This window comes from Mesorhizobium sp. B2-4-13 (assembly GCF_006658535.1).
GTDB classification, from domain to species: domain Bacteria; phylum Pseudomonadota; class Alphaproteobacteria; order Rhizobiales; family Rhizobiaceae; genus Mesorhizobium; species Mesorhizobium australicum.
Genome location: NZ_VFVB01000005.1, coordinates 24,778 through 36,840 on the forward strand (window position 1 = coordinate 24,778; position 12,063 = coordinate 36,840).

General features: G+C 62.8%; 10 protein-coding genes. 2 read left to right on the plus strand and 8 right to left on the minus strand.

Features of this window, described 5'->3' with window-relative positions; translation table 11 throughout:
- Nucleotides 1–43 precede the first annotated feature (43 nt).
- Together FJ936_RS15250 and glmM are read right to left on the minus strand one after the other, a co-directional pair.
- On the minus strand, nucleotides 44–904 hold the full coding sequence (locus FJ936_RS15250; protein ID WP_140791721.1) for an outer membrane protein: 861 nt from the start codon (nucleotides 902–904) through the stop codon (nucleotides 44–46).
- Nucleotides 905–1,155: 251 nt separating this feature from the next.
- Entirely contained in the window at nucleotides 1,156–2,511 is a 1,356-nt protein-coding gene (glmM, locus tag FJ936_RS15255) for a phosphoglucosamine mutase (RefSeq protein ID WP_015315278.1), read from the minus strand.
- A gap of 367 nt (nucleotides 2,512–2,878) precedes the next feature.
- On the opposite strand from glmM, the gene FJ936_RS15260 reads away from it, so the two are divergent.
- Entirely contained in the window at nucleotides 2,879–3,736 is an 858-nt protein-coding gene (locus FJ936_RS15260) for a hypothetical protein (protein WP_015315277.1), read from the plus strand.
- A gap of 294 nt (nucleotides 3,737–4,030) precedes the next feature.
- Nucleotides 4,031–4,489, plus strand: coding sequence for a hypothetical protein (locus FJ936_RS15265; RefSeq protein WP_015315276.1), 459 nt, complete (start codon nucleotides 4,031–4,033; stop codon nucleotides 4,487–4,489).
- Nucleotides 4,490–4,766: 277 nt separating this feature from the next.
- On the opposite strand, the gene ftsH is transcribed toward FJ936_RS15265, so the two are convergent.
- The 6 genes from ftsH to tolB form a co-directional block, all read right to left on the minus strand.
- The gene (gene ftsH, locus FJ936_RS15270; protein ID WP_015315275.1) at nucleotides 4,767–6,695 is read right to left on the minus strand and encodes an ATP-dependent zinc metalloprotease FtsH; all 1,929 of its coding nucleotides are present in this window, start codon (nucleotides 6,693–6,695) and stop codon (nucleotides 4,767–4,769) included.
- Between the two features lie 122 nt (nucleotides 6,696–6,817).
- Nucleotides 6,818–8,185, minus strand: a complete 1,368-nt coding sequence (tilS, locus tag FJ936_RS15275) for a tRNA lysidine(34) synthetase TilS (protein WP_141906811.1) — start codon at nucleotides 8,183–8,185, stop codon at nucleotides 6,818–6,820.
- Between the two features lie 58 nt (nucleotides 8,186–8,243).
- Nucleotides 8,244–9,338, minus strand: coding sequence for a tol-pal system protein YbgF (ybgF, locus tag FJ936_RS15280; RefSeq protein ID WP_140791725.1), 1,095 nt, complete (start codon nucleotides 9,336–9,338; stop codon nucleotides 8,244–8,246).
- Nucleotides 9,339–9,550: 212 nt separating this feature from the next.
- A complete protein-coding gene (gene pal / locus FJ936_RS15285) occupies nucleotides 9,551–10,057 on the minus strand; it encodes a peptidoglycan-associated lipoprotein Pal (protein ID WP_015315272.1) in 507 nt (168 codons plus the stop codon).
- 280 nt (nucleotides 10,058–10,337) lie between these two features.
- Nucleotides 10,338–10,691, minus strand: a complete 354-nt coding sequence (locus FJ936_RS15290; RefSeq protein ID WP_140791727.1) for a four helix bundle protein — start codon at nucleotides 10,689–10,691, stop codon at nucleotides 10,338–10,340.
- Nucleotides 10,692–10,723: 32 nt separating this feature from the next.
- A complete protein-coding gene (gene tolB / locus FJ936_RS15295) occupies nucleotides 10,724–12,034 on the minus strand; it encodes a Tol-Pal system beta propeller repeat protein TolB (RefSeq protein ID WP_140791729.1) in 1,311 nt (436 codons plus the stop codon).
- Nucleotides 12,035–12,063 lie beyond the last annotated feature (29 nt).

The following is a 12,063-nucleotide window of genomic DNA, read 5'->3' on the forward strand; positions in this document are numbered from 1 at the left end:
CTGATGCCGGGCGGTCGACGAATTCCTGGAAACTTCGAAGCGATTACTTGGTGTAGATCGGCTCGGGCTCCGGCTGATAGGCCACCACCGGCGCGGCGCAACCGTTGTTGCCGCCGAACTGGTAACGCAGACCGCCGCGCACCTCGTGGGTGTTGAAGCCGTGATCGAAGCCCGGCCCGGCGCCCGGCGTGGCGCCGGCTGGACCATACTCGAACATGCGACCGCCTTGAATATGGGAGAAACGGTAACCAGCATCGAGGATGACTTTGTCGGTCAAGCAGTAGGAGGCGCCGGCCATTACCGCGTACGCGAAGCGCCAGCTGGATGTTCCGGGGTTGGACTCGGTTGCGCCCGGGGTCGGGTCGTAGACAGTATCCCATTTGACGCGCGCTCCGCCGATACCGGCGCCGACATAGGGCGTGATGCCGTGCCAGGTGCCGATATCGACATAGGCATTTGCCAGAAGCAGCAAGGCGCTCATCTTCGACGACTCGACCGAGACCGTGGTGAGATCCGAGGTGCCGCCGTTGAAGTTCGACTTGAACCAGTAGTCGGCGGTCAGGTCGGTGCGGAAGTGTTCATTGATCTTGTAGCCGACGCCGCCGCCAAGCGAGAAGCCGCCCTTGAGCTTGCCATAGTCGAAGGACTTGCTCCCGGCGACCCCGACAGGAGGCCCGCACGGGCAAGGCGCGGCGCCGTAGGTGATGTAGTCGATGTCACCGACCTTCGACTTGTGATAGTCGAGGTCGCCACGGATATACCAGCCGCCGACATCGACCGGTTGCTCATAGACCGGCGGCGGCGCTTCTTCGACTTGCGGCTCGGGCAGGTCAGCTGCGAACACCGGCCAGGCCGAGCCCGCGAACAGCAGCGCGAACAGGGCCTTTCTTGCTGTATTGAACATGCTTGTCACCCCTAGAAACCTCGGAACGGCGATCGCGTCCGAATAAGATTGGCTTTCAGGCGTGGATAATGAATTGCAAAAGTTAAAAGGCGTTTAACCCTGTCGATTAACCACGAATCTCCAGAATCCCGGAGATCTGGCAAGGATTTCGACAGAAAGAGACCGATCCTTTGCCAACAAAAAAGCCCGCCGGAGGGGCGGGCTTCGATGCAATGTAGGCGGCGGCGTGACGCCTTCGAGGCTGGCGGGGATCAGGCGGCGCTGCTGCGGGTTTCCGAGATGACCCCGACGATGTCGTTGACGACGGCCTCGACCAGTTGCGGATCGTCGCCCTCGGCCATCACACGGATCAGCGGCTCGGTGCCGGATGGACGGATGACCAGCCGCCCGGCTTTGCCGAGACGATGGCGGGCGTCCTCGATCGCGGCCTTGACCGGGGCTTCCTCCAACGGTTTTCCGCCGGCGATGCGAACGTTCTTCAGCAGTTGCGGCACCGGCTCGAACTTCTTCGACAGTTCGCTGACCGGGCGGCCTTGCCGCTTGATGCAGGCCAGCACCTGCAGTGCCGAGACCAGCCCGTCGCCGGTGGTCGAGAAGTCGGACAGCACGATGTGGCCCGACTGCTCACCACCGACATTGAGCCCATGCGCGCGCATATGCTCCACGACATAGCGGTCACCGACCTTGGTGCGATGCAATTGCAGCTTCATGTCGCCGAGAAAGCGCTCGAGGCCGAGATTGGACATGACCGTCGAAACGACGCCACCGCCAGCCAGCCGCCCGCTCTGGTGCCAGGACTCGGCAATCAGCGCCATGATCTGGTCGCCGTCGACGATGGCGCCGTTCTCGTCGACGATGACGACCCGGTCCGCATCGCCATCAAGCGCGATGCCGATGTCGGCGCGCACTTCGTGCACCTTTTTCTGCAGATCGGCGGGATGGGTCGAGCCGCATTCCTTGTTGATGTTGAAGCCATTGGGTTCGACATTGATGGCCACGACTTCGGCGCCCAGTTCCCACAGCGCCTCGGGCGCCACCTTGTAGGCCGCGCCATTGGCACAGTCGACGACGATCCGCAGACCCGAAAGCGACATCGAGCGCGGCAAGGTGCGCTTGGCGAATTCGATGTAACGGTCATGCACGCCGTCGACGCGCTTGGCGCGGCCAAGCCCGTCGGAATCGGCGAGCGCCAGTTCGATATCCTTGTCGAGCATGCTCTCGATGCGCTCTTCGATCTCGTCGGACAGCTTGTAGCCGTCTGGGCCGAACAGCTTGATGCCGTTGTCGTAGTAGGGATTGTGAGAGGCCGAGATCATGACGCCAATGTCGGCGCGCAGCGAGCGCACCAGCATGGCAACCGCCGGGGTCGGGATCGGGCCGAGCAGAAACACGTCCATGCCGGCGGCGCAAAGGCCGGCCACCATCGCGTTTTCGATCATATAGCCGGACAGCCTGGTGTCCTTGCCGAGCACGACACGATGGCGATGGCTGCCGCGCTGGAACGAAAGGCCGGCGGCCATGCCGACCCGCATGGCGATTTCCGCGGTCATCGGAAACTTGTTGGCGCGCCCGCGAATGCCGTCCGTGCCGAAGTAATTCCCTGCCATGCCAGTCAGTTTCCTTGGTTGTCCTTAGCCGGCACGTCATGCCACAATTGGCCGTCGCGCCTCGATCACATTGTGTGATTATACGTTACCAATCCTTAGAAAATCATTGTTGTGCGTTGCACACAACATGGCCGCAGCCTAGCACGGAGACGCTGTGGCGTCACATATACCAGCTTTGCCAGCCATTCGGCGCGGATACATCCCGAGAATTCTTGCCTCGGCGGCAGTCAGGCCGAATGATTTCATCACCTTGTCGTTAGAAAGCGATTTCGGCGATATATAAGCCGCCTGGCATCTGGCGCAACCGACCGTTGAGCGTTATTGATTCGCTGGGACGTATAATGGGCTGCAGCCACGGAGAAACGCTATGCTCATCCACCGAATTGCTACTCTGACCGGCCTTGCGGTCGCGACGTTGTTCCTGGCCGCGCCAGCCAACGCGCTGACGATGGCCGAGTGCAGCACGAAGTACAACGCCGCCAAGGACGCTGGGACACTTGCCGGGGCGACCTGGAACCAGTTCCGCAAGGCACAGTGCGGCACTGACGCCGCCGCCACCACCGACACCAAGGCGGCCACGACCAAGGCTGCTGAAACCAAGCCGGCCGAAGCCAAGCCGGCCAAGACCACCAAGGCCGCCGCAGCGGCCAGCGACAGCACGGCCAAGGGCCTGACCGCCAAGGAATGCAGCACCAAGTACCAGGCGGCCAAGGCCGCCGGCACATTGAACGGCATGAAGTGGAACGACTTCCGCAAGGCCGAATGCGCCGCTGGCGCATCCGCCGCCGCCGACACCGTCAAGCCGGCGACCACCAAGGCTGCGACCACGACGGCCGCAGCTTCTGGCAAGGGCCTGAGCATGGCCGAATGCAGCACCAAGTACCAGGCTGCCAAGACGGCGAACACGCTGAAGGGCATGAAGTGGAACGACTTCCGCAAGGCCGAATGCGGCGCCAGTGCCTCGGATGACGACAGCGTGCCCGCTCCAAGCGAGGCGAGCTACACCAAGGAACCCGCAAAGCCGACGACGGTTGCCCCCAAGGGCGTCACCTTCCCGTCCGCGATCTCGGCGAAATATGCCAGCGAGACCCCCGGAAAAGGCCGCATGCATACCTGCCTTGACCAGTACTATGTCCTCAAGGACGCCAACGCACTCGGCGGTCTGAAGTGGATCCAGAAGGGCGGCGGCTTCTACAGCCTCTGCAATGCCAAGCTGAAGGGCTGAGCCGCGCATAGCATCCCCCCGGGATCGATGGGGCATGACGGTGAATTGAATTAGATGAAATCTGGCAAGGCCAGGCAAAGGCCCGCGATGCATCTGCTTCGCGGGCCTTTTGTTGCGCACGAAGACGCCAGGGTCTTGCTCGCGTCTGCATATCGCGGAAGCTGCCTGCATCATCAATTCGCTTACACTCTCGCCGCGAGGCTGATTGGTAACTCATGAAAATTCTGATTGAACATATCAGGAACAAACAGTATACAAAAGACGTCTGAACTTGTCATCAACCAGGAGGATCTTATGCCCAGTTTAAAATTGGCGGTATTGGCTGTGACGGCATTGGTTGCTTGCGGCGTCGCCCCTGCAAGCGCATTGACGATGAAGGAATGTGGGGAGACCTATCGGACAGCCAAGGAGAGCGGCACTCTGAATGGCATGGACTGGGCCGCTTTCCGCAAGGAGAAATGCGCGACGTCGGCTGCGGAGAGTGTCAGCGCGGATAAGGTCGAAACCGCACCGCAGCCGAAAAAGGAAACCAGCGCGGCACTTGCCCCCACCGTAGCGCCAGCGGGCGTAACATTCCCGACCACCCTCGCCGCCGAGTTCGAGACCGAAAAGCCCGCGAAGGCACGGATGAAGACCTGCCTGCAGGGTTACCATGGCAACAAGGAGGCAGGTACGTTGAACGGCCTTCGCTGGATCCAGAAGGGCGGTGGTTATTACAGCCTGTGCAATGCGCGGCTGAAAGCTGAATCATAAAAAGCGATAACGGCGGAAAGCGGTTCACCGTTTTTCCCGCAGACGTGGCCGTTATCCTCAGGCTGTCCCGAGGATCTGCTGTCGGGCGACATCTGGACCTCGGGCTAGCCCGAGGGTGACGTTCCAAATGTACGTCCGGCCAGCCTCCTGATGCGATGTCGCCCAAAGGTGGTTTGGGGGCGACGACATACTTAGAAGCAAAGACTTAAAGCGCGTCGGGGATAGCGTCAAAGAACAGAGCGGTTCTGCGTTCCGTGAAACGGTGAACCGCTCTGGTCTAGCTTGACGGCTGTGGCTCCATGCCGCCTTCGGGCTCGGGACCCTTCTTGCGGCGGCCGCCGGACTTCGGCACGGCCGAGCCACGGCTCGGCGGCGTGTCGTCGCCGAGGTCGCGCGAGGGCTTGTTGCCCGCGATCAGCTGCTTGATCTCCTCGCCCGACAGCGTCTCGTATTCGAGCAGGCCCTGCGCCAGCGCGATCCATTCCTTCTTCTTCTTGGTCAGCACCGACTTCGCCGTCGAATAGGCCTCGTCGATCAGGCGGCGCACCTCGCCGTCGATGATCTGCGCGGTCTCTTCCGAAATGTTCTGCGTGCGCGCCACCGAATGGCCGAGGAACACTTCCTCCTGGTTGTCGCCATAGGCGACATGGCCGAGCTTGTCGGAGAAGCCCCAGCGCGTGACCATGGCGCGCGCCAGCTTGGTCGCCTGCTCGATGTCGGAGGAAGCACCGGACGTGATGTTCTCCTTGCCGAACTTGAACTCCTCGGCAACGCGGCCGCCCATCATGATGGCGAGGCGCGAGACCATGTATTTGTAGCTCATGGAATAGCGGTCGCCTTCCGGCAACTGCATGACCATGCCGAGCGCGCGGCCGCGCGGGATGATGGTCGCCTTGTGCAGCGGATCGGCCGACGGCACGTTGAGCGCCAGGATGGCGTGTCCGGCCTCGTGATAGGCGGTCAGTTCCTTCTCGGCCTGGGTCATGGCCGACGAGCGGCGCTCGGCGCCCATCATGATCTTGTCCTTGGCGTCCTCGAACTCGGCCATGGTGACGAGGCGCTTGTTGCGCCGCGCCGCCATCAGCGCGGATTCGTTGACCAGGTTCATCAGGTCGGCGCCGGAGAAGCCGGGCGTACCACGGGCGACGACCTTGAGGTCGACATTGGGCGCCAGCGGCACGTTGCGCACATGCACCTTGAGGATCTTCTCGCGGCCGACGATGTCTGGGTTCGGCACCACCACCTGGCGGTCGAAACGGCCTGGACGCAGCAACGCCGGATCGAGCACGTCGGGCCGGTTGGTGGCGGCGATCAGGATGATGCTTTCGTTGGACTCGAAGCCGTCCATCTCGACCAGCAGCTGGTTCAGAGTCTGCTCGCGCTCGTCATTGCCACCGCCGAGGCCGGCACCGCGATGGCGGCCGACGGCATCGATTTCGTCGATGAAGATGATGCAGGGCGCATTCTTCTTGGCCTGGTCGAACATGTCGCGGACACGGGACGCGCCGACGCCGACGAACATCTCAACGAAATCCGAACCCGAAATGGTAAAGAACGGCACGTTGGCTTCACCGGCGACCGAACGGGCAAGCAGCGTCTTGCCGGTGCCGGGAGGGCCGACCAGCAGCACGCCGCGCGGAATCTTGCCGCCGAGGCGCTGGAACTTCTGCGGATCGCGCAGGAATTCGACGATCTCTTCGAGGTCTTCCTTGGCCTCGTCGACGCCGGCGACATCCTGGAAGGTGACGCGGCCATGCGCCTCGGTAAGCAGCTTGGCCTTCGACTTGCCGAAGCCCATGGCGCGCCCGGAGCCGGACTGCATCTGGCGCATGAAGAATATCCACACGCCGAGGATCAGGATCATCGGCAGCCACGAGATCAGATAGCCGAACAGCGAATTGGAGCCGTCGGTCTCGGGCCGCGCATTGATGGTGACGTTCTTGTCCTGCAGCCGCGAGACCAGCTGGGGATCGCCGGGCGAATAGGTCTGGAAGCCGCTGGAATTGTCGGTGTAGTTGCCGGTGATGCGGGCGCCCGCGATGGTCACCGTCTTGACCCGGCCGGCCGCGACGTCCTGCAGGAACTGCGAATAAGGCACATCGCTCGAAGCCCCGCGCGTCTGCGGCGTCTGGAACAGATTGAAGAGGGCGATGAGCAGGACCGCTATGATCGCCCAGAGCGCGAGGTTGCGATAGTTCGGATTCATCAATTGTCCCGTTGGCGTCCGCGAGCGGACAGCATCATGAGAGGAAACTTGGGCCTAACATAGGGAGAGCGTACCCCCTTGCCAAGCAGAACAGCATGTCTGGGTTAAGCTTTCGCCCAGCATCAACCGGCACGAGGGCCACGCAATGGCAGGGCGGGAAGCGGTGCCGCGCCGATCAACCCGGCGACGGCGCGAGCCGGGGCCAGGTCGAAGGACGGCAGGAAGCGGGCAAAGGGAGCAACGACCGGCGAGGCCGCGAACCCTTGCGATGTCGGCCAATCGGGCTCCGGACCCACCTTCTCTGCGGCTTGCAGCCAGCCTGGTTCCGCCGCCAATGCCGCGCGCAGCAGGCTTGGCGGGGTTTCGTCCCGGCCTACAGCCAGCCGCTTCGCCGCCATTGCCCCGAATGGCGCGATCAACAATGCGCCGCCGGCGTCGTTCAATGTGATTTGGCGGCGCCCATCCCAGATGGCGGCGTCGATCGTTGCCGCCGCCGCCGGCAAATCGCGCATCTCCCGACGCAGGAAGATGCCGGCGCGCCGGAAGTCGACCACTGTCCGCGACAATGTGGCGCAAAGAAATCCGGCTTTCAGCCGGGCGAACAACGCCCCGCCGCGGGCCTGGTCCGGCAGGAAGGCAATCCCGCCTGACGTCGCCAGGAGAACGCGCAGTGCGTATATCGCCGCCCGATCGGCGCCGGCGCCGAGCAGGGCCGGATCGAGCCGGATGAGGCCCGCCGCCGGCTGGCTGGCAAAGCGCTCGATCAGACGGGCGGCCTCACCGCCAAGCCGCGTCCGGTCGCCGGCCTGCCGCGCGGCCAACGCCAGCGCGTCGTTCACGCGCTGCGCGCCGGCCTCCCCGGCAAGGGCTGCGCGCATGCGCGGCCGCTCGAAGGCTTCATCGGCATTGGTCGGGTCCTCGGCCCAGCCGACCTGTTGGCGCCCCAGGAAATCGCGCAGCGCATGGCGCCGCACGCCGAGAAGCGGTCGCACGATCCAGTCGCGCCAGTCATGCAGGGTGGCGGGCGCCATGCCGGCGAGGCCCCGCCCCTCGTCGCGGATCGCATCGTTGCGATCGCGCCGCATCAGCACCGTCTCGGCCTGGTCGTCCGCTGTATGTCCGGTCACGATCAGGCCGATGCCTTCCGCCCGGGCGGCGCTGGCCAGCAGCCGGTAGCGCGCCTCGCGCGCCGCCGCCGGCAGGCCGGTCGACGGCTTGGCGCCGGACCAGGCCAGAATGCGGTGCGCCATGCCGCGATCCGCGCAAAGCTTCGCCACGGTCCGCGCCTCATCGGCCGAACCTTGCCGCAAACCGTGGTCGATTGTGACCGCGAGCAGCTTCGCGGACGGTGCGGTTTTGTCGAGATGCTGTTTGAGAAGGAGAAGGAGCGCAGTCGAGTCGCTGCCCCCGGATACGGCCGCTACGGCGCCGTTGGAAAAATCGATATGCGAAAAGAGTCCGGTCGAAAGATCAGGCCCGGTATCGAGCATCAATCCATGTCGCCAAAAAGCGGTCCCGGTTTTGGGACTGCGAGACCCCCAGAAAAAATCAGCACGCAGCCAGGGCCTTCTCCTGCTTGACGCGTTCCTTGAGTGTGCTGGAAATATCGGGATAGCGCTTGCCGACCTCGCTGAAGGTGGCGCAGGCAACATCGTGCTGCTTGAGACCGACCAGCGACACGCCCAGCTTCAACAGCATGTCGGGCGCCTTCTTGGCTTTGGGATAATCCTTGCTGGCGGCGAGGAACACTTCCGCCGCATCGCGGTATTTCTGCTGGCCAAGCAGCGATTCCCCCAGCCAGTAATGCGCGTCCGCCGCCTTCGCGTCCTTGGGGAAGCGCGAGATATGATCGCGGAAACCCTGTTCGGCGGTGCCGTAGTCACCCGACAGGATGAACTGGTAGGAGTTCCGATAGAGCTCTTCGGGATTGTTGGTCGCGGGCAGCGCCGCGACCACCGTGCCGCCGGACTTGCCGGCCTTGGCTGGCGCGCTGGCGGCTGGTGCCGTGTCCTGTGCCGGCACGGTTGCCTGCGTGCTGCCGCCGGCATCGATCACATTGCCGTTCTTGTCGACAGTGATGGATCCAAAGGTCTTTTCGGGCGCTCCCTTGCCGGGGATCACCTTGCCGGGGTCACCGTCGGGTGACTCGACGATGACGTCCTCGACCGTCTTGCCGCCTGTGGATTGATCGCCGCCCGGCGCGGCGCCGGCATCGGCCGGCGCCTGGGTTGCCGGGGCCGAGGCCACGTCGGTGTTGGTCCCGGTGGTGGCATCTGATTTCTTCTGCGCCGGCGGTTGTCCACCTTGCGAGCCGCCTTCAAGCTGCTGGAAGCGGAACTCGTTGTCTTCCTGCTGTTTGCGGATCTGCTCCTGCATCTGCAGGATCTGGAAATTGAGTTCCTCGACCTTGCCGGTCAGCTGCCGCATTTGGTCCTCGAGCCCGGTCACGCCGGCGCCGCTCGACTGGGCGAGCTGGACCTGATCTTGCTTTTTCTTCTCGCCGAAAAGGCTGGGCAACTCGAGTGTCGGCAGATGGAAGGAAAAGCCGGTCTCGGCTGTTTGCCCTGTACCGCTCGCCGAAGCGGTTACGCCTGATAGGAGCAGCAGCGCCAGCGTGCCGCTCAGAACCGATCTCAAATGCATGTGTCTCTCGCCGTCCAATCGTTAGCTTGTTCGCGCCTTCCAATCGATGTGAGACCAGCCAAGCGCCCTCGGCTCATAGCAGGGCGCGAGACTTCGGCCAAATTTTGTTTCGGGTGTCAGGACATGAAAAAGGCGGCCCGAGGACCGCCTTTCGCAAAGAGGTGTTGTATTTTTGCCATCTGTGCCGTGCGCGCCTTTCGGCGCGCGACGCCTCAGGAACCAGCGCCGCTGAGCGTGGTGACGGCGCGGCGATTCTGCGACCAGCAGGAGATGTCATCGCATACGGCGACCGGACGTTCCTTGCCGTAGGAAATCGTCTTGAGACGGCTCGCCGAAACGCCCTTGGAAACCAGGAAGTCGCGCGTGGCGGCGGCACGGCGGGCACCGAGCGCCAGATTGTATTCGCGCGTGCCGCGTTCGTCGGCATGGCCTTCGACGACGATGGCATACTGCTTGTACTGGTTCAGCCACTGTGCCTGGCGCGACAGCGTCGTCTGTGCGTCGGCACGGATCGAGGTCGAGTCCGTATCGAAGAAGATACGGTCGCCGATGTTGACGGTGAAGTCCTGTGCCGAGCCGGGTGTTGCGGCACCCGCGCCATTGAGGCCAAGGTCAGCGGCGCTGTTCGGGGTCTTCTTCGAAGCGCAACCGGTGATGGCGAGCATCGCCACCAGCGCGATCATGGCCGGGTTTCTGGTCAGTGCTGCGATACGGCCCATGCCGCCTCTCCTTCGTATTCGAGTGATCATGTTCGAGTGATTTCGTTGATCACCCAGTAACCACGTTTGGGTTAACCGGCATTCAAGAAACACGGTTAAAATTTGGTTTAGGCTGCCCGTCCGCAGCTGTTTTGTCATAGGCCACAGTTGGCGCGGACCCTAGGCGGAAATGCGGCCAAAACGCGACGAAGGCATGGAAAAGGGGAATGTAAGGGGGAATTGAAGAGTTGGAGAACTGAAGAATTGAAGAAGGATGTTCACCCTAGCTTCACTCTGAGGTTCACCAGCATTCCGTACACCTGGCCATACGATTGTAGCCACTCGTCCCGTTGCGCCTGGAGATGTATTCGAGATCGAACGCGTATGAAATCCACGTCTCCACTTCACTGCACGATCCTATGGCCATCGAAATGAACCGGGCAAATTCAGCTTTGGAGTGGGTCTGTTTGGCAAATCCCTCGGCCAGATTGGCGCAAATCCCTTTGCTGGAACGCCGCAACTGATCGGCCAGCGCGTATTGCTCTATCTTGGGAAAAGCGAGGGTGGCCTTGTGAACCGCCAGAGAGACCACGTAAGCGCGCTTGTAGACCTCTAGATCCTTTGCTCGCTTAACGTAGCCCTCTGCTTTCACCATCTCTTCAATTCTTCAGTTCGCTAATTCCCGTTCTATTCCAGCAGCGGTGACCAAGCCGGATCTGAAGCAAAATTCGTCGTCGGGATCGGCTGCTCGTTGCGGCCGGTGAGATCGACGGAAACCAGTTTCGGGCCGCCATTGGCGTCGCGGAAGAACATCAGCACGCGGCCATTCGGCGCCCAGGTCGGGCCTTCCTGCTGGAAGCCGGACGACAGGATGCGCTCGCCCGAGCCGTCGGTCTTCATGACGCCGATCTGGAATTCGCCGCCGCTCTGCTTGGTGAAGGCGATGAGGTCGCCGCGCGGCGACCACACCGGCGTCGAATAGACGCCGTCGCCGAACGAGATGCGGGTCTGGCCCGATCCGTCGGCGCCCATGACGTAGATCTGCGCGCGACCGCCACGGTCGGAGGTGAACACCACCTTGGTGCCGTCGGGCGAGTAGGAAGGCGAGGTGTCAATGGCGGTCGAGTTGGTCAGCCGCGTCGTCGAACGGCTGCGCAGGTCCATGGCGAAGATGTTGGAATTGCCGTCGTCGCGCAGCAGGCTCATGATCACCTTCTGGCCGTCGGGCGAGAAGCGCGGCGCAAAGGTCATGCCTGGAAAATTGCCTACCAGTTCACGCTGCCCGGTCTCGATCTGCAGGAGATAGACCCTGGGCTGGCCGCTCTCATAGGACATGTAGGTGATTTCCTGCCGGTTCGGCGAGAAGCGCGGCGTCAGCACGATCGATCTGCCGTCCGAAAGATAGCGGACGTTGGCGCCGTCCTGGTCCATGATGGCGAGGCGCTTCTTGCGCGCGTTCTTGGCGCCGGACTCGTCGATGAACACGACACGCGTGTCGAAATAGCCCTTCTCGCCGGTCAGCCGCTCATAGATGGCGTCGGCGATGATATGGGCGACGCGGCGCTGATTGGCGTCGTTGGCGAAGAACTGCTCACCGGCCATCTGCTGCCCCGCGAATGTGTCCCACAGCCGGTACTGGGCGCGGATGCGGCCGTCTGCTTCCTTGCTGACGCTGCCGGTGACCAGAGCCTGCGCATTGATCACCTTCCAGTCGTCGAAGCGGGGGGTTGCGTCCGGATTGGCGATCTTCTCGATGAAGGCGCTCTTGTCGATCGGCGCGAACAGCCCGGAGCGCTTCAAGTCGGCGGTGACGATCTGGGAAATCTGCGCGCCAAGTGCGTCGCCGCCCTGGAAATCGGTGATGGCGATCGGCAACGGCTCGACATTGCCCTTGTTGACGTTGAGTTCGACCAGCGCCCAGGCAGGCATCGGAACGATGGCCGTCATGCCCAGCGCCATGGCTGCAATCGTCAGGAGCGGCTTGAGGATTGATTTCATGTCTTCTCGCTTCTCATACTGATCTTCGG